Origin of the sequence: Faecalispora sporosphaeroides DSM 1294, from assembly GCA_000383295.1 — a bacterium.
Taxonomy (GTDB): domain Bacteria; phylum Bacillota; class Clostridia; order Oscillospirales; family Acutalibacteraceae; genus Faecalispora; species Faecalispora sporosphaeroides.
Window position 1 is genome coordinate 446,236 of sequence record KB911067.1, and the last position, 18,434, is coordinate 464,669.

At 56.1% G+C, this 18,434-nt stretch carries 16 protein-coding genes; 4 read left to right on the forward strand and 12 right to left on the reverse strand.

Translation table 11 applies throughout. The features are described from left to right. Window positions 1-52: 52 nt before the first annotated feature. The 8 genes from G340_RS0105780 to G340_RS0105815 form a co-directional block, all read right to left on the reverse strand. Window positions 53-1,033 (reverse strand): DUF4349 domain-containing protein, encoded by a 981-nt coding sequence (locus G340_RS0105780; RefSeq protein WP_020072709.1) that lies wholly within the window; start codon window positions 1,031-1,033, stop codon window positions 53-55. A gap of 308 nt (window positions 1,034-1,341) precedes the next feature. Continuing rightward, entirely contained in the window at window positions 1,342-2,244 is a 903-nt protein-coding gene (gene argF, locus G340_RS0105785) for an ornithine carbamoyltransferase (protein ID WP_020072710.1), read from the reverse strand. Continuing rightward, on the reverse strand, window positions 2,241-3,425 hold the full coding sequence (locus tag G340_RS0105790) for an aspartate aminotransferase family protein (protein WP_020072711.1): 1,185 nt from the start codon (window positions 3,423-3,425) through the stop codon (window positions 2,241-2,243). The genes argF and G340_RS0105790 overlap by 4 nt, the downstream gene beginning before the upstream one ends. A gap of 19 nt (window positions 3,426-3,444) precedes the next feature. Next, a complete protein-coding gene (gene argB, locus G340_RS0105795; protein ID WP_020072712.1) occupies window positions 3,445-4,302 on the reverse strand; it encodes an acetylglutamate kinase in 858 nt (285 codons plus the stop codon). Window positions 4,303-4,327: 25 nt separating this feature from the next. Further along, on the reverse strand, window positions 4,328-5,548 hold the full coding sequence (gene argJ, locus G340_RS0105800; RefSeq protein ID WP_020072713.1) for a bifunctional glutamate N-acetyltransferase/amino-acid acetyltransferase ArgJ: 1,221 nt from the start codon (window positions 5,546-5,548) through the stop codon (window positions 4,328-4,330). Window positions 5,549-5,578: 30 nt separating this feature from the next. Next, window positions 5,579-6,613, reverse strand: a complete 1,035-nt coding sequence (gene argC, locus G340_RS0105805; RefSeq protein WP_020072714.1) for an N-acetyl-gamma-glutamyl-phosphate reductase — start codon at window positions 6,611-6,613, stop codon at window positions 5,579-5,581. A gap of 126 nt (window positions 6,614-6,739) precedes the next feature. Beyond that, window positions 6,740-8,119 carry an argininosuccinate lyase gene (gene argH, locus G340_RS0105810; RefSeq protein WP_020072715.1) on the reverse strand — a complete coding sequence of 460 codons (1,380 nt, stop codon included), beginning with the start codon at window positions 8,117-8,119 and terminating at the stop codon, window positions 6,740-6,742. A gap of 93 nt (window positions 8,120-8,212) precedes the next feature. After that, window positions 8,213-9,433, reverse strand: a complete 1,221-nt coding sequence (locus G340_RS0105815; RefSeq protein ID WP_020072716.1) for an argininosuccinate synthase — start codon at window positions 9,431-9,433, stop codon at window positions 8,213-8,215. A gap of 262 nt (window positions 9,434-9,695) precedes the next feature. Here G340_RS0105815 and G340_RS0105820 point away from each other — a divergent pair, with 262 nt between their 5' ends. Both G340_RS0105820 and G340_RS0105825 read left to right on the forward strand, forming a co-directional pair. Then, a complete protein-coding gene (locus G340_RS0105820; RefSeq protein ID WP_020072717.1) occupies window positions 9,696-10,199 on the forward strand; it encodes a flavin reductase family protein in 504 nt (167 codons plus the stop codon). Between the two features lie 606 nt (window positions 10,200-10,805). Further along, a complete protein-coding gene (locus G340_RS0105825) occupies window positions 10,806-11,246 on the forward strand; it encodes an Hsp20/alpha crystallin family protein (RefSeq protein WP_020072718.1) in 441 nt (146 codons plus the stop codon). A 408-nt stretch (window positions 11,247-11,654) separates the two neighbouring features. On the opposite strand, the gene G340_RS0105830 is transcribed toward G340_RS0105825, so the two are convergent. The 4 genes from G340_RS0105830 to G340_RS0105850 all read right to left on the reverse strand — a co-directional run bounded on the left by G340_RS0105830 (window position 11,655) and on the right by G340_RS0105850 (window position 15,918). Beyond that, complete coding sequence (locus G340_RS0105830; protein ID WP_020072719.1) at window positions 11,655-12,449, reverse strand: ABC transporter ATP-binding protein; 795 nt, start codon at window positions 12,447-12,449, stop codon at window positions 11,655-11,657. Window positions 12,450-12,461: 12 nt separating this feature from the next. Next, window positions 12,462-13,466: an ABC transporter permease gene (locus G340_RS0105835; RefSeq protein WP_027103883.1), complete on the reverse strand. Its 1,005-nt coding sequence runs from the start codon at window positions 13,464-13,466 to the stop codon at window positions 12,462-12,464. A gap of 141 nt (window positions 13,467-13,607) precedes the next feature. Beyond that, entirely contained in the window at window positions 13,608-14,645 is a 1,038-nt protein-coding gene (locus tag G340_RS0105840) for an ABC transporter substrate-binding protein (protein ID WP_020072721.1), read from the reverse strand. 241 nt (window positions 14,646-14,886) lie between these two features. Further along, window positions 14,887-15,918: an ABC transporter substrate binding protein gene (locus tag G340_RS0105850; RefSeq protein WP_020072723.1), complete on the reverse strand. Its 1,032-nt coding sequence runs from the start codon at window positions 15,916-15,918 to the stop codon at window positions 14,887-14,889. Window positions 15,919-16,196: 278 nt separating this feature from the next. On the opposite strand from G340_RS0105850, the gene trxA reads away from it, so the two are divergent. Then, complete coding sequence (gene trxA, locus G340_RS0105855; protein ID WP_020072724.1) at window positions 16,197-16,511, forward strand: thioredoxin; 315 nt, start codon at window positions 16,197-16,199, stop codon at window positions 16,509-16,511. Window positions 16,512-16,588: 77 nt separating this feature from the next. Beyond that, the gene (locus G340_RS0105860; RefSeq protein WP_020072725.1) at window positions 16,589-18,283 is read left to right on the forward strand and encodes an FAD-dependent oxidoreductase; all 1,695 of its coding nucleotides are present in this window, start codon (window positions 16,589-16,591) and stop codon (window positions 18,281-18,283) included. Window positions 18,284-18,434: the final 151 nt, after the last annotated feature.

Consider the following 18,434-nt stretch of genomic DNA (forward strand, 5'->3'; position numbering starts at 1 on the left):
TTCCGCTCCCATCCGTTTTGGATGGAGGCGAAAGACCCCGTTCCGGTTTCTGTTATTCCTGCGGCGGAAGCTGCGGAGGATTGCCGGGCTCATCCCCGCCGTTCGCCGGAGCGGATTTTGCGCGGCGCCTTTTCCGGCGCGCGATCAGCCAGACGATGCCGCCTGCGGCGGCAAGCAGCAGCAGAATCGGCAGCCCGCCGATCACCACAACGAGCACGCCCTGACCCGCGTCACCCAGCCAGCGCAGAGACTGCCGGAACTGGTACGAGATCTTTTCGCCGAGCGTTACGGGCGTTTTGTCAATGATCGTCGCCTTGCTCACTTCAAACAGGTCGACCGTAACCGTGCTGTAATTCACCAGCGAATCATACTGGCGCAGAGTGCCGGTCAGCTGTTCGATCTGGTAGGTCACATCGGCCAAAGCCTTTTCCAGCTCCACAATATCGGCCATTTTATCAGCCTTCTTCATCAGCTCCAGAAGGCGGTCTCTCTGTGTGCGCAGCGCGCTCAGGTGCGCCTCGGTGTCGTAGTAGCTTTCCGTAATGTTTTCGCTGCTGCTGGAAACGTTCAGCACCGAACCGATCGTACCGGATTTTTCTTTCCACACCTTCAGCTTTTCCTGTGGAATCCGCAGTACATAATGCGCCGTGCGGCTGTCATTTTTCTGCAGCGCGCCGTCGCCGTCCACACCGGATTCCTGAATGTAGCCGCCAAGCTGCTCGGTGAGCGTCTGCAGCGTTTGAATTGATTGGTCAAATTCCAGCGTTTCAATGCGGTAACTCAGCCGCTCTATGATCTTCTGGTTGGAAAGTGCCCTCTGCGCGGCGCCGGTATCGGCTCCGCTGCCGGCCACGCCGGCGTTCTCCTGCGACTTTGCGTCGGTTGTGACCGACGAGACCACCGAGTCCATGTTCTGAGCGGCGGCAGTCTTTGGGCTGGCGCTGCCGGCAGAGCAGGCGGTAAACAGCAGGGAAGCTGCCGCTGCCAGCATAACGGCTGAAACAGCTACCGGATGGTTTCTTCTGGTTCTCACGGGGATCGGCTCCTTTCTGTTCCTAAAAGGGTTCCATTCTTCCGCGGGTTCCACCCGCCCGTTTTGTTTAGATTATAGCAGTCTCTTCCATTTCCTGTAAAGAAACAATCCCGTAACCTGAGGAGGCGTACTATTCCTTTTTTGTCTTTCATAGAAGTACAAATTTTCAGCAGGCGCCCCGCATGGGGATTCCGTCTGCGCCGGCTGAAACCTGCGCTGGAACTGTGCAGAAAAAACGCCCCAAAATGGCAATCCGCCAAATTGGAGCGCTGCTTGCTTCATATAATCATGCGGCGACAAATCCGCAATTAACCTAAAAGCTTCACTAAGACCGCCTTCTGTGCGTGCAGACGGTTCTCGGCTTCCTCAAAGATTTCATCCGCGTGCGCTTCGAACACCTCTTCGGTGATCTCCTCGCCGCGGTGGGCGGGCAGGCAGTGCAGAACCATTGCCTCCGGCGCAGCCAGCTTCAGATTTTGCGAATTGATCTGGTACCCGGCGAAATCACGCTGACGCTTCTCGCGCTCCGCTTCCATACCCATCGAAGACCAGACGTCGGTAATTACAACATCCGCTCCCGCAATCGCCTCTTCGGGCTTATCGGTTAGGAAGAAATTCGGGTTGCCCTTTGCGAATTCCAGCACCCGCGCGTCCGGCTCGTAGCCCTTGGGGCACGCCGCGGAAACTTTCATCCCCATCTTGAGGCCGCCGACTGCCAGCGAATTGAGCATGTTGTTGCCGTCGCCGATAAAGCACATCTTCAGGCCGTCGAGCTGGCCGCGCGCCTCGCGGATTGTCATCAGGTCTGCCAGCACCTGGCAGGGGTGGGCAAAATCCGTCAGGCCGTTAATGACCGGGATCGAGCCGTACTCCGCCAGAGCCTCCACCTCAGACTGTTCATAGGTGCGGATCATAATGCCGTCGAGATACCGCGACAGCACGCGGGCGGTATCCTGCACCGGCTCGCCGCGGCCGATCTGTAAATCGCTGGACGAAAGGAACAGCGGGTACCCGCCCAGCTGATACATGCCGGTTTCAAACGACACACGCGTTCTGGTAGACGCCTTCTGGAAGATCATCCCCAGCGTTTTGCCCGCAAGACGCGGGTGCGGAATATTGTGTTTCTTTTCATATTTCAGTTGATCCGCCGTGTTGAGGATGTCTGTAATCTCCTCCGTGGACAGATCAAGCATTTTCAGCAAGTGTCTCATGAAAGCTCCTCCTCGAGAGTCTTTTGCAGGATTTGCATGCCCTTGTCGATTTCTTCGTAAGAAATCGTGAGCGGAGGCAGCAGCCGCAGTACGTCGTGCGCCGTCAGAATCAGCAGCCCGTTCTTCACACACGCTTTTGCAATAACGCCTGCCTCACCCTGTTTGAGCGATGCGCCCAGCATCATGCCCATGCCGCGCACCCCTTCGATTTGGGGCATCACCAGCAGTTTTTCGCGCAAATAAGCGCCCTTTTTCTGAACCTCCTCCAGAAAACCGGGAGCGGTCACGCGCTCGAGCACGGCCAGACCACCCGCCGCGCAAACCGGATTTCCGCCGAAGGTCGTCCCGTGGTGGCCGGGGCCGAGTACGTCCTTCAGCTCCTCGGTGCAGAGCACCGCGCCGATCGGCAGCCCACCGCCAAGGCCCTTGGCACACGAAACCACATCGGGCTGAATATCGTACTGCTCAAAGCTGAAGAAGCTGCCGGAGCGGGCAACGCCCGTCTGTACCTCGTCCACAATTAAAAGAATATCGTTCTCTTTGCAGAAGGCAGCTACGCCCTGTACAAATTCCTTGTCAAGCGGCAGCACGCCGCCCTCGCCCTGAATCATCTCCAGCATCACGGCGCACACGGTTTTGTCCGCCAGCGCCTTAACGCTTTCGAGATCATTTGCTTTCGCATACGCGAAGCCTGGGGTAAAGGGAGTGAAATACTGGTGGTGCTTCTCTTGTCCGGTCGCAGTCAGTGTAGTGATTGTGCGGCCGTGGAACGACTGAATCAGCGTGATGACCGTACCGCGCCCCTCGCCGTATTTGTCGCTGCTGTATTTTCTCGCCAGCTTGATCGCGCCCTCGTTCGCTTCCGCGCCGGAGTTTGCAAAAAACACCTTAGAGAATCCGCTGGCCTTGCACAGCTGCTCGCCGAGCTTGACGCTGACGGGGCTGTAATATAAGTTTGAGATGTGCTGCAGCGTCGCGGCCTGCTCCGAAACCGCCTTCACCCACTGCGGGTCGCAGTAGCCGAGCGAATTCACGCCGATGCCGCTGCCGAAATCGATGTACTCCTTGCCCTCGGTATCCACAGCCTTTGCGCCAGAGCCGCTGGCCAGCGCCACCGGGAAGCGGTTGTAGGTAGACATCAGGTATTCCTTTTCCTGACTCTGCACCTCTTGAAACAGCATTTCGTTTCCCTCCTGTCTGTTAATAAAACATGGTGCCGATCCCCTCGTCGGAGAACAGCTCGATCAATATGGAATGGGGCGTGCGCCCGTCGATGATATGCGCTCTGGGAACACCGCGCCGCACCGCCTCCACGCAGCAGTCGATCTTCGGGATCATGCCGCCGCTGATAATTCCTTCTTTTTTCAGGCGCGGCACGTCGCTGACGTTCACCTGCGGAATCAGAGTGTCCTCGTCGTTCTTATCCCGAAGAAGACCGCGAATGTCGGTCATCAGAATCAGCTTTTCCGCGCCCAGCGCTGCGGCAACACGCGAAGCCGCCACGTCTGCGTTGATGTTATATACCGTCCCGGTTTCATCCGCGCCCAGCGTGGCGATCACCGGAACATAGCCCGCCTCAGTCACGTCGGTGATCACAGAGGTATTCACATGGGTAATATCGCCCACCAGACCCAGATCCTCCTCGGCCTGAAGCTTCTGCACCTTAATCATGCCGCCGTCCAGTCCGCACAGGCCAACCGCGCGGCCGTTGTTGCGCTCCAGATGCTGCACCAGCTCTTTGTTGACCTTTCCGGCCAGAACCATCTGCACAATCTCTACCGTTTCCTCGTCGGTATAACGCATCCCGTTGATAAAGCGGCTCTCTTTGCCGGTCTTTTTCAGCATGGCGCTGATTTCAGGGCCGCCGCCGTGCACCAGCACCACATGAATGCCAACCAGCTGCATCAGAACAATGTCGCTCATCACGGCTGCTTTCAGTTCTTCGTTCACCATGGCGTTCCCGCCGTATTTGACGACAACGGTCTTCCCCTTGTGCGTTTGAATATAGGGCAGCGCCCGAACCAGCACCTGCGCTCTGTCACTGTTTGAAATTTTCATCTGCACCCATCCTTATTCCGCCCAATCAGGAGCGGTAATCTCCGTTGATCTTGACGTAATCGTAGGTTAAGTCGCAGCCGTAAGCCGTGGCCTTGGCGGTACCGTCGTGCAGCGCCACGTTGATGTTGATTTCATCCTCAATCAGGATCTTCTTTGCCGCATCCTCATCAAACTCGATGCCCGCGCCGTTGCTGCACACCTCGATGGTTCCCGCCTTGGATTCAAAAGCGACATCCACCTTTGTAATCTCTACCGGAACACCGGCGTAACCGATTGCGCACAGCACGCGTCCCCAGTTCGCGTCCGCGCCGAACATGGCAGCCTTGACCAGGCTGGAGCAGATCACGCTCTTCGCGACTGTCTTCGCGGTCGCTTCGTCTTTGCCGCCCTCGACATGGCACACCAAAAGCTTTGTCGCGCCTTCGCCGTCCTTCGCAATCATGCGGGCCAGCGCGGTGCAGATTTCTTTCAGCCCCTGCGCAAACAGTGCAAAGGTCTCTCCGTCCGCTTCGATCTTTGCGTTTTCCGCTTTTCCCGAGGCCAGAATCGACACCATGTCGTTCGTGGAGGTATCGCCGTCCACACTCACCATGTTGAAGGTATCGTTCACCGCAAGGCTCAGAGCTTTTGCGAGCACCTCCGGCGCGATCTGTGCGTCGGTTGTCAGAAAACCGAGCATCGTCGCCATGTTGGGGTGAATCATGCCGGAACCCTTCGCAATGCCGCCGATTACATATTCCATTCCCGCACCGGTCACTTTCAGCGCGACCTGCTTCTTTGCGAGATCGGTCGTCATAATCGCCTCCGCCGCCGCGTCAGAACCGGCGGGAGAAAGCGCTTTGACCAGCTCCGGCACGCCGGATACGATCGGCTCAATCGGCAAAACCTGCCCGATTACGCCCGTAGAGGCGACAATCACGTTTTCTGCCGGAATGCCGAGCGCCTGACCGGCAATTTGACACATCTGCATCGCTTTTTCTTCGCCGTCCGCATTGCAGGTGTTGGCATTGCCGCTGTTGCAGATCACCGCCTGTGCCACGCCGTTTTGCAGGTTGCGCTTTGTGACGGCCACCGGCGCGCCTTTTACCAGATTCTGCGTGTATGCTCCCGCTGCCGAGCAGGGGGTTGCGCTGTAAATCATCGCGAGGTCGCTCTTGGTTTTATTTTTGCGAATGCCGCAATAGATGCCGCCTGCTGAAAAGCCTTTGGCCGCCGTTACGCCGCCCTCAATCCATTGAAAACCCATCTTTGTTTTCCCCTTTCCCGCTCTGCCGTGTTAAAATGCCGGGGGCATCATCAAGAGCCCAACGGTTTCTTCTAAACCAAAAATCAAATTCATGTTCTGCACCGCCTGCCCGGCCGCACCCTTTACCATATTGTCAATGGCCGAAATGGCAACCAGCTGCCCGCAGCGCGGGTCTGTAAACAACGATACATCACAGAAGTTCGAGTATCTTACATTCTTGATATCCGCGCTCATGCCCCTCGGCAGCAGGCGGACAAACGCTTCGTCCGCGTAGGCTGCTTCATACGCTTCCCTCAACTGAGCCTCTGTGACACCCGGTTTCAGGGAGGCGTAGCAGGTAGCCAGAATACCGCGGTTAATCGGCAGCAGATGCGGTACAAAGGTCAGGTGGATTTTTTCTCCCGCTACATGCGAAAGTGTTTGCTCCATTTCGGGGGTGTGGCGATGATTTGCCACCTTGTAGGCAGAAAAGCCCTCGTTGAGCTCGGGGTAGTGCGTGCTTTGGGAGGGCTTGCGGCCCGCGCCCGTCACACCGGACTTACAGTCCGCGATGATGCCGGAAAGCTCTACCAGCCCGTTTTTCACCGCCGGGGCCAGTGCCAGCGGCACTGCTGTGGTGTAGCAGCCGGGGTTCGCGATCAGCTTCTTGCCCTTGATGCTGTCGCGGAACAGCTCCGGTAATCCATAAGCAGCCTCGCTGTGCAGTTCCTTGCTTAAAAAGCTGCCGCCGTACCACTCGGTATATTCCGCCTCATCCTCCAGTCGAAAATCCGCGCCCAGATCAACAAACGCACGCCCCTTATCGTGGCACTGCTGCGCCAGCTCCTGAGAAAGCCCATGAGGGAGCGCGGCAAAAATCACATCGCTTTTTTCAATGACCTCTTCCTGATCGGTACAGGTCATGTCACATCGGCCAAGGTACGCCGGGTACACCTCGCTGAGCGCCTGCCCGGTAAAGCTGACGGAACTGATAGCCGCAAGCTCCGCCTGTGGGTGAGAAAGCAGCAGACGAACGAGTTCAGCCCCCGCATAACCTGTGGCGCCGATGACTCCCGCTTTGATCATGTTTCATTCCTCCTCATGGGTATTTCTTTTTCATATTTTCTGTTGCAGAAAGCAAAAGTTTTTCCATTTCTGAGCTGATTCACAACGTATCAGCGGGTTTTACCCGCCCGCGACGTGCGTACAGGCTCAGCCAGTTTGTTCCAGGAGCTTTAGCACTCGCTCTGCCTGCGCCCGCACATTTTCGGGAGCGGGCGCGCCGGTTACCTTTCTCCCGGCCACGCAGGCTTCGAGCGAAATCGCCTGATATACTCCGTCGTCAAACTCAGGGCAAGCCTTCTGGTACTCCGAAAGGGGCAGGCTTTCCAGCGTCTCGCCCCCGGCGATGCACTGGGCCACCAGAGCGCCCGTGATTTTATACGCATCGCGGAACGGCAAGCCCTTGCCCACCAGATAATCCGCGCAGTCTGTCGCATTGATAAAGCCTTTGGCCGCCGCCGCGCGCATATTCTGCGGCAGCACCTTCATCGTCTCGATCATCGGGATGAACGGCGTCAGGCATAGCTTCAGGGTATCCACGGCGTCGAAGACGGCTTCCTTATCCTCCTGCATATCCTTGTTGTACGCAAGGGGCAGGCCCTTGAGCATGGTCAGCAGGGTCATTAAATCGCCGAATACGCGGCCCGATTTGCCGCGCACCAGCTCCGCAATATCCGGGTTTTTCTTTTGCGGCATAATGCTCGAGCCGGTAGAAAATGCATCGTCCAGCTCTACAAATTTAAATTCCCACGAGCACCAGAGGATGATTTCCTCCGAAAAGCGGGAAAGGTGCACCATCGCAAGTGACACAGCCGCTGCCAGCTCCACGCAGAAATCGCGGTCGGCAACGCCGTCAAGGCTGTTCTGGCTCACGCCCGAAAAGCCGAGCAGGCGGGCGGTCAGCTCACGGTTTAAGGGGTAGGTCGTCCCCGCCAGCGCGCCGGAGCCGAGCGGCAGCACATCCATACGTTTGTACGCGTCGCCAATGCGCTCCACGTCGCGCAGGAACATCTCCGCATACGCCATCAGGTGGTGCCCGAAGGTGATCGGCTGCGCCCTTTGCATGTGGGTGTAGCCCGGCATGACGTCCTCGCTGTGCTCCATCGCCTTGCGGCACAGCACCCCGATCAGCTGCCGAAGCTGCGCCTGCAAAATACCGCATTCCTTTTTCAGGTAGCAGCGCAGGTCGAGCGCCACCTGATCGTTGCGGCTGCGGGCGGTGTGCAGGCGCTTGCCCGCGTCGCCCACGCGGGCGGTCAGCTCGCCCTCCACAAAGGTGTGAATATCCTCTGCGTTAGGGTCAATCGAGAGCTTTCCGCTCTCAATGTCCTGCCAAATGCCCGTAAGGCCGTCGCAGATCACATCCGCCTCGTGCTGTTCGATCACGCCGCACGCGCCCAGCATGGTTGCGTGGGCGATGCTGCCCTCAATGTCTTCTTTCGCCATCCGGCTGTCGAAGGAAATGGAAGAGTTAAAATCATTTGTTTTCGGGTCGACTTCTTTTTGGAACCGTCCTGTCCAAAGCTTCATGTGCTTGCCTCCGTCATTTTGTTCTGAAAAGCAGACGGGGGCGAACAAACTGATGTCCGCCTCCCGCCAAATCCCACGCCGAAGCCGGCAGGATTATGATTTTCTCTTCTGCGCCATCACCTTCAGCGGCAGGCCGAACAGGTTGATAAAGCCCGTGGCGTCCGCCTGGTTGTAAACCTGATCCTCGCTGAATGTGGCGACTTCTTCGTCATACAGGGAGTAGGGAGAGGTTACGCCGGCGTCGATGATGTTGCCCTTATACAGCTTGAGCTTCACCTCTCCGGTCACATACTGCTGGGTGCTGTCCACAAAGGCGGAAAGCGCCTGACGCAGCGGGGTGAACCACTGGCCGTTGTATACAATATCGGCAAACTTCAGGCTGATTCCCTGCTTGTAGTGATACGTTTCCTTGTCGAGCGTAATCTCCTCCAGCTTGTTGTGCGCGTGGTACAGGATCGCGCCGCCGGGGGTTTCGTACACGCCGCGGGATTTCATGCCGACCAGCCGGTTTTCCACCAGATCCACAATGCCAATGCCGTTTTTGCCGCCCAGCTCGTTCAGCTTGCCGATCAGCGCAACGCCGTCGAGCGCCTCGCCATTGAGCTTTGTGGGCACGCCCTTTTCAAACGACAGTGTGATGTAGGTGGGCTCGTCGGGGGCCTGCTCGGGCGAAACGCCCAGCTCCAAAAAGCCTTCTTTATTGTACTGCGGCTCGTTCCCCGGATTTTCAAGATCCAAACCCTCATGCGACAGGTGCCACAGGTTTTTATCCTTGGAATAGCTGGTTTCTTTCGTAAAGCTCAACGGAATGTTGTGGGATTCCGCGTACTCGATCTCTTCTTCTCTGGATTTGATGTCCCATACTCTCCACGGAGCGATGACGGTCATTTCAGGAGCCAGCGCCTTGATGGTCAGCTCAAACCGAACCTGATCGTTGCCCTTGCCGGTGCAGCCGTGGCAGATGGCATCCGCGCCCTCGGCCTTGGCGATCTCAACGAGCCGCTTTGCAATAATGGGTCTTGCAAAAGAAGTGCCCAGCAGGTATTTGCTCTCGTAAACCGCGTTCGCCTTCAGAGTGGGCCAAATGTAATCCTCGACAAAGGTCTTTTTCAGGTCTGCAATATACAGCTTGGAAGCGCCGGTTTTTCTCGCCTTTTCTTCCAGACCGGCCAGCTCGCCGTCGCCTTGGCCAACATCCGCGGCCACCGCGATCACTTCGCAGTCCTCATAGTTTTCCTTCAGCCAGGGGATGATGACCGATGTATCTAAGCCGCCGGAATACGCCAGCACAATTTTCTTGATTTGCTTTGCCATAAATAGCACTCCTTTTTCATCAATCTTTTTTCCACGCTCAAGTCTTGTGTTTAATTATACGCTAAAAATTCAAAAAATCAACCCCAGTTTGCATAATTATTCAATTTATCCATTCGCGACAAAGATTGACCCCAAAGCTTCCCCCGTTTGGATAGAATGAATAATTCCCGGCCTGAGCGCGCGTACCGCAAAATCCGCTTGCATTTTTTCCATATGGTGGGTATGATAAAACTAAAATGAATCAAAAATGGAGGTTGCGATAATGTTGGAGAAAATCAAGCTGGAAGACCTGTCCATCAACCCCTTCACCCTGATCGGCAAGGAATGGATGCTGATTTCCGCAGGAACCGAGCAAAAATATAACATGATGACCGCCAGCTGGGGAGCCCTGGGGGTATTCTGGGGCAAAAACGTAGCCAGTGTCTATATTCGCCCGCAGCGGTACACTTTGGAATTTGTGAATGAGCAGGAATATTATGCCCTGAATTTTTTTGAAGACTCCCACAAAAAAGCGCTGGCCTACTGTGGCGCCCATTCGGGCCGCGACGTAGACAAGACAAAGGAGAGCAGGCTGACCCCCGCCTTTGACGCGAAGGCGCCGTATTTTCAGGAGGCAAAGCTGGTGCTGATCTGCCGCAAGCTGCACCGCCAGCTGCTTGACCCCGCCGGGTTTATCGATCCCACTCTCGACGGCCAGTGGTACCCCGAGAAAGATTACCACAACATTTTCCAGGGCGAAATTGTAGAGGTACTTCAGAAGAAATAATTATCTTGCCAGAAGCCGCTTCCGTTGTGGGAGCGGCTTCTTTAATTTATAACCGGGTATGAAATTGAGAAAACCGGCGATCTGTTCCAAGCTGCTTTATTGAGGAGGTTCTGCCGGCGAAGGGCATGAACCTTTTGACGGGCACATCTTTTCTTTTTTTCAATCTGATTAGGAAGGAGTGATTTTCAGCGGGTGCCCCTGCGGGGGGATTCCGCTTGCGCGGGCTTCCCCCTCGTGCCGGGGCTGGCACTACCTCTCGCTGCGAGGAGAAAAGTAGCAAAGGCTCGCCAAAAGCAGGCACACCGCCAGTATGAATTACAAGCCTCGCACCAGCAGAATTTCCCTGTAAGGAATTTACAGAAAAGATTCGCTTTTTAAAATTGGGTTGATAAACAGAAAAAAGCCTGCCGCGGCGTACGCGCAGATTTCTCCCGCCCAAATATGACTCTTCTTTGCATGAAAATTAAACTTTCTGTTAAAATTAGCACTCTCGTGTTGACAGTGCTAATTTTACATATTATAGTATAGACGTACCAAGAAAGAAGCTCCCGATCAGGAGCTTCTGAGTGGGCATAAAAGATCAGAATTTGATAGGAGGAATGATTTATGTTGCCCAGCATTTTTGGTGAAAATCTGTTTGATAATTTCTTTGATGACCCGTTTGAGAATAGCCTTTTTAGCGGCCGTAACCCGCTGTATGGCAGGCGCGGGCAAAACCTGATGAAAACCGATGTGAAGGAGCTGCCTCAGGGGTATGAGCTGTCGGTAGACCTGCCCGGTTTTCAAAAGGATGAAATCCATGTGGAACTCAGCAACAATTACCTGACCATCAGCGCCTCCAAGGGAATGAGCAAAGAAGAAAAAGATAAGGACGGCCGGTATATCCGTCAGGAGCGTTACAGCGGTGCCTGTTCGCGCAGCTTCTATGTCGGGGATGTAAGGCCTGAAGAAGTCAGCGCAAAATACGAAAGCGGTATTTTAACCCTCTCCCTGCCGAAGAAGAACGCAAAGGCTCTGCCTAGCTCTTCTGAAATCACGATTCAATAAGCCGAGCGCGGCAGTCCATGATTCGCCATGAGAAACGATAAACAAAAATCCCTTTCCGGCATTCAGCCGGAAAGGGATTTTTGTGCAATTGGCCTTTTCGGGCACTTCAGCCAGAACCGAGGGAAACAGAAAAAAACTCCGGGCAATCGTTCTGTCATTGCACTTGCCTCTCTCTCATACAAGTCCATGAGTTGGAAAACCAGACCGGTTTCAAGCCGCAGAGCAGTCCCCGTAGCGCACCTCTCGGGCGCTCACTGACGATCGGCAGCAGACCGCCGGCTGTGCAGATAAGGTACGGTTCCCCGCGCATTTCAAAACAGTCTGTATTGAAGTTTGTTCTGTATGTTCCCCATCCTACAAAAAAGGCCTGCACAGCAGGCCTTTTTGAAATACAAGCGGAAAGATCGGTCAGGAAAGCAACATGCGGTCGTTCACCAGCGCATCACCCTGCGCGGACTGGAACCGTTTGAGCAGCTCCTCTACCGTGAGATTTTTCTTTTCCTCTCCTTCAATATCGAACAGGATCCGGCCCTCGTTCATCATGATGATGCGGTTGCCGTAGGCCAGCGCGTCCTTCATGTTGTGTGTGACCATCAGCGCCGTCAAGTTGTCGCGCTTGATGAACTCATCGGTCAGGCGCAGCACCGTAGCCGCCGTTTTGGGGTCCAGAGCGGCGGTGTGCTCGTCGAGCAGCAGCAGCTTCGGCTTTTGCAGCGTCGCCATCAAAAGCGTCAGTGCCTGACGCTGCCCGCCGGAAAGCAGGCCAACCTTGCTGTTCAGGCGATCCTCCAGGCCAAGCTCCAGCACCTTGAGCTGCTCGCGGTAAGCGGCCCTCTCCTCTTTCTCAATGCCCCAGCGCAGCGTGCGGCTTTGGCCGCGGCGGTTGGCCAGCGCAAGGTTCTCTTCAATCCACATGCTGCCCGCCGTTCCGCGCATCGGGTCCTGAAACACGCGGCCCAGCAGCTTTGCGCGTTTAAATTCCGGAAGAAAGGTGATGTCCTGCCCATCCAGCACAATTTTACCGCCGTCGCAGGGGAACACCCCGGCAATCAGATTCAGCAGGGTGCTTTTTCCCGCGCCGTTTCCGCCAATGATCGTGGCGAAATCGCCCGGCTTCAGGTGAAGGTTCAGATCGACCAGCGCCCTTTTTTCATTGACCGTGCCTTTGTTGAAGGTACGGCACACATTTGTCAGTTTCAGCATTGCCATTCCCCCTTAACCCTGTTGGTTCGGCTCGTCAGGATCCTTGTCCGAATCGTCGATCGCGTCCTCAAAAGCCTTGTCGGGCACCATTTTGCCCGGGCCGTTCGCCGCGCGGCGGGCCATAGAATCCTGGAACATTCTGCTCATGGTGGGCGTGAACAGCGCCAGCGCCACCACAATGGAGGACAGCAGCTTCATATCCTGCGATTTCAAGCCGTAGAACAGAACCACGGCAATGATGATGCGGTAAACCACCGAACCCGCGATCATGGCGATCAGGCGCGGCAAAAATCCCATGATACGCCCCAAAAGCACTTCGCCGATAATCACGGAAGCAAGGCCGATCACGATGGTGCCGATGCCCATGCTGACATCGCCAAAGCCCTGTACCTGTGCCACCAAAGCGCCGGAGAGCCCGACAAGACCGTTTGAAAGCACCAGGGCCAGAATGACCATGGTATCCGTATTCACACCGAGAGAACGCACCATATGGGGGTTGTTTCCGGTCGCCCGGATGGCACTGCCCAGCTCGGTTCCAAAAAACCAATACAAAAAGAAGATCATCGCGACCGCAATCACACCGCCCAGTACCAGCTGAGCATTGTAGCGAGAAAGCATCGGGAACCAATTGCCCACCTGCAAGTCCACCGTGTCCACGCCGAGCAGGGGAACGTTGGCCCTGTCCTGCATGACGCGCAGATTGATCGAATACAGCGCCGTCATGGTCAGAATTCCCGCGAGAATTCCCGGTATTTTCATCTTCGTATTCAAAAAGCCGGTAATAAACCCGCAGAACATGCCGCCCAGCAGCGAAAAAATCAGCGTTAAAAACGGATTCATCCCGCTCTCGGTCAAAATGGCGGAAATCGCGCCGCCGGTAGCGAATGAACCGTCTACCGTCAGATCAGGAAAATCCAGAATCCGAAAGGTAATGTAAACGCCAAGCGTCATTATTCCCCACAAAACACCCTGGGCCACCGCGCCGTGAACAGCCCCCAGCAAATTCATTAGCTCCATATCGTTCCTCTATTCCAGTTGTATTGATAACAGTTTCAGGCGGTGAGCCGCCCCACCGCCTGAACTCCGCATTTTGCCAAGGCAAAGCACGGGAACATTCAATTAATTATTGTAAACGAATTTAAGGGAGATTGCAACCCTTTATTTTTGGGAAGAAGCCGCGGAAGCCAGAGCGTCCTGACCGTTTTTGGTGATGGATTCCGGGAGCACCAGGCCCATTTTGGCAGCCGCTTCACTGTTGTAGAACACATCCAGCTGATCCTGATACTCGATGGGCATATCGCCAACCTTTGCCTCACCCTTGAGCACCTTAACCGCCATTTGGCCGGTCTGGTACCCGAGCTTATCGTAGTTGAGCCCCACCGTGCAGGTTCCGCCGTCGGTTACCATGCCGATCGCGCCCGGCACCACCGGCAGCTTGTTTGCAGAGGTGACTGCAGTCACGTTCTTCATGTTGGTAGCCATCAGGTTATCGGTGGGAATATACACGCCCTGCACCTTGCCAACCATAGACTGCGTAACCTGCTGCACCTCGTTGGAGTTCGAGGCGGTAAACTCCTTATACTTCAGGCCGAGCTCGTCGCAGGCCGCCTTGGCCCACTCGATCTGCAGCTTGCTGTTTGTTTCGCTGGAGCTGTACAAAAAGCCCACCGTCTCCAAATTGGGGGCGAGTGTTTTGAGCATTTCGAGCTGCTCCTTCACCGGCGTTTTGTCGCTGGTGCCGGAGACATTTCCGCCGGGCTTTTCATTGCTGGCCACCAGCTTTGCGTCCGCCGGGTCTGTGATGGCGGTGATCAGAATCGGGGTGTCGGTGATCACCTTCGCCACGGCCTGCGCGGCGGGAGTGCCGATCGCCAGAATCAGATCCGGCTTTTTGTTCGCCAGCGTATTTGCGATCGTCACACAGTTAGCCTGTTCGCCCTGCGCGTTCTGCACATCGTAAACAACGTTTTGGCCTTCCAGGTAGCCCGCATCCGTCAATGCCTGCTGAAAGCCCTTCAGCGAAGCATCCAGAGAAGGATGGGTCACCAACTGCGCCACACCGACGGTGATCGTCTTACCCGCGGCAGAATTTTCTGCACCCACGGACGAAGCGCCGCCCGCACTCCCGCAGGCCGTGGCAGACATCGCCATCGCAGCAGCCAATACAGCCGCCGCGATTTTCTGTTTCATTTTCATATTCGTCCTCCTCAAAGACGCTTTATCCAAGTGAAGCGTTCATTGTTTTAAAGCATAAAATCAATAGCTGTATTTTACTCTGCCCCGAAAAAAATGTCAAGTGCCGATTTCCCGCTTTCTGCCGCAAAGGAGCCGAATTCTCTCATTTCCTTTGCTTTTCATAATATAAAACAGACAAAAAAAGGCAGGCGGAACGCGTTCCGCCTGCCTCAACCCGGCAACGTGCACCGGATTATCTTTGTTATTTTGCCGCCGACACATCTTCCCCCTTGAGGATTCTCTCGGGGAGAGTGATCCCCAGCTGCTTTGCAACCGCGCTGTTGTAAGAAACGGTGTATTCGGTCTGGTATTCGATCGGCATGTCGGCGGGCTTCGCCTCGCCTTTAAGCACCTTCGCGGCCATCAGGCCGGTTTGGTAGCCGAGCTTTTCATAGTTGATGCCCACAGTGCAAAGGCCGCCGTTCTGTACCGGACCAACCTCCGCCACAATCAGGGGCAGCTTCGCGGAATTGGTGACCGCGGCCACGTTCTTCATGCCGGAAGCCAGAATGTTGTCGGTGGGGATGTAAACCGCCTGCACCTTACCCACCATCGACTGCGCCACCTGCTGAATCTCGTTTGTGTTCGAGATGGTAAATTCCTGGTACTTCAGGCCCAGCTCCTCGCAGGCGGCCTTGGCCCATTTGGCCTGCAGCTGGCTGTTCGTTTCGCTGGAGGTATACATGATGCCGACCGTCTTTACGTCGGGCACAATCTCCTTGAGCATTTCGATCTGCTCCTTCACCGGCGTTTTGTCGCTGGTGCCGGAAACATTTCCGCCGGGCTTTTCATTGCTGGCCACGAGCTTCGCGTCCGCCGGATCTGTCACCGCCGTAATCATCACCGGGATATCCGTAATCACCTTCGCCACAGCCTGCGCCGCCGGAGTCGCGATTGCGAGGATCAGGTCGGGCTTTTTATTTGCGAAGGTATTCGCGATGGTGATGCAGTTCGCCTGTTCGCCCTGCGCGTTCTGAATGTCATAAGTAACGTTTTTGCCTTCCTCAAAGCCCTGAGAGGCGAGGCCTTCCTGAAAACCCTTCAAAGAAGCATCCATTGCCGGGTGGGTCAGCAGCTGAGCCACACCGATATTGATCATCTTTCCGCTCTCGGCGGAATTGGCCGCGGAAGCCGCAGCGGATGAAGCAGCCGCGCCGCCGTTCCTGCACGCGCCCAAAGAAGCCGCCATCGCAACCGCCAGAACCGCTGCGATTATTTTTTTGAACTGTTTCATATTCTCCTCCTTTTGCGGCACGCTGACCGGCCACAAACGATTTATTGGTTTAAAGCATCAATAGCTAAAAGTAATTGTACTCGTCATGGGGCGAAAAGTCAACCCCTGAATTTTTTCTTTTGCGCGAAAATGCTGTTTGCCCCTTTCCGCGCGCGAACGGCAAAGCCGCCCCGGTTCCCGACCGATAATTTCCCGTGGAATTCCTGTTTGTAATATAGTCACAGACGGCGCCGGGGGATGCTGCTATACTGTAAAAAAACGACAAGGGGGCAATTCAAATGGCAGTGATCCGTTTGACCAAACATAATTATCAAAAAGAGGTTCTGGAGTCCGAGCAGCCCGTGCTCATCGATTTTTGGGCGCCCTGGTGCGGGCCCTGCCGAATGCTCGGCCCAACCGTGGAGGAGCTCGACCGCGATTTGGAGGGCAAGGTGAAGATCGCAAAGATCAACGTGGACGAGGAGCAGGAGCTCGCGCAGGCATTCCGCGTGATGAGCATCCCGATGCTGGCGGTGATGCGCGGCGGCAAGCTGATTTCTTCTTCCGTCGGCCTGCAGCCCAAGGCAAAAATTATGAAAATGCTCGAGAAATAATGTTCGGGTACAAAAGCCGGAGCGGGCTTTTGTGAAACGCCTTCCGGCCACCGAAAACACAAGGGAGGACAACACACATGAAAGTCATCATCATCGGCGGAGTGGCGGGCGGCGCGTCTGCGGCTGCCCGCCTGCGCCGTCTGGATGAAACGGCACAAATCATTCTGCTGGAACGCGGTCCATATATATCTTACGCCAACTGTGGTCTGCCTTATTATGTCGGCGGAGAGATCAACCAAAAAGAGGCCCTTACCCTGCAAACACCGCAGAGCTTCCGCCAGAGGTTCGGGATTGATGTGCGCACCGGACACGAGGCCGCGGCGATCCGCCCGGAGAAAAAGACGGTTCTCATCCGCGATCTCGCCGCCGGAGAAGAGTATGAGGAATCCTACGACAAGCTGATCCTCTCACCCGGCGGCGAGCCCGCCCGCCCGCCGGTTCCGGGTACGGATGACCGGCGCGTCTTCACGCTGCGCACCGTGCCGGATTCCCTGCGTATCCGGGAATACCTCCAGCAGAACCGGCCCCGCCGCGCGGTGGTGATGGGCGGCGGCTTCATCGGCCTTGAAATGGCCGAAAACCTGATGCGCGCCGGTGTTTCCGTCACCGTGGTGGAGGCGATGGATCACGTGATGGCCGCGCTGGATTACGACATGGCCTGCGAGGTACAGCAATACCTGCGCCGCCAGGGGGTTGGTCTGGTGCTCTCGCAGAAGGTTACCGCAATCGACCCGCAGGAAAACGGCCTGCTCGTCCACCTGGAAAACGGCGAAACGCTGGATGCCGACCTCCTCCTTCTTTCGGCAGGCATCCGGCCCGAAAGCACGCTGGCCCGCGAGGCCGGCCTTGCAGTCAATGAGCGCGGCGCCATCCTCACAGACAGCCACATGCGCACCTCTGACAAAAACATCTACGCCGTGGGGGACGTGGTCGAGATCACGAACCTTGTCACCGGGCTGCCCGGCTATGTGCCGCTTGCAGGCCCGGCCAACAAGCAGGGGCGCATTGCGGCAGATCACATCTGCGGGCTGCCCGGCGAATACCGCGGCACGCAGGGCTCCTCCGTGATGAAGCTGTTCGACATGACGGTGGCCTCCACCGGCCTGAACGAGGCCGCAGCCAAGGCCGCCGGACTGAACTGCGATAAAATCCACATCTTCTCCCCCTCGCACGCCACCTACTACCCGGGCGCTGTGAACCTGACGATCAAGGCCCTGTTCGAGCTGCCCACCGGGCGCATTCTCGGCGCACAGGTGATCGGGTTCGACGGCGTCGACAAGCGCTGCGACGTGCTGGCCACGGCAATCCGCGCGGGCATGACCGCCTATGATCTCGCGGAGCTGGAGCTGTGCTACGCTCCCCCGTATTCCTCCGCCAAAGACCCGGTGAACATGGTCGGATTTGCGATCGAAAACATTCTCACCGGCAAGGTACGGCAGTTCCATTGGGAGGATCTTCCCCGCGTGGCGGATGACCCGAACGCCGTGCTGCTGGATGTGAGAACCGATTCGGAGTGGCAGAGCGGCTCCATTCCCGGTGCGGTGCACATTCCGCTCGATTCCCTGCGGGAAAGGCTCGCGGAGCTCGATCCCGAAAAAGAAATCTATGTCCACTGCCAGAGCGGCCTGCGCAGCTATTTGGCCTGCCGCATTCTCTCGCAGCACGGCTTTTCCTGCTATAACCTGTCCGGCGGTTACCGCCTGTACAGCCTGATTTGCGGCAATCAGTGCTATGACGACGCACCCGCCCACCCGTGCGGTCTTCGGATCTAACCTGCGAAATTTGTTACACGAAAAAATTCCTCTCTCTTGAATAAATCAAGAACAGACCTTATACTGATGATATAGCAATACCCTTTCAAAATGATGTGGATTGTTCCTCTGTCCGAAAGAGAAAATCAATCATTTTTCAGCTTGGATTGCG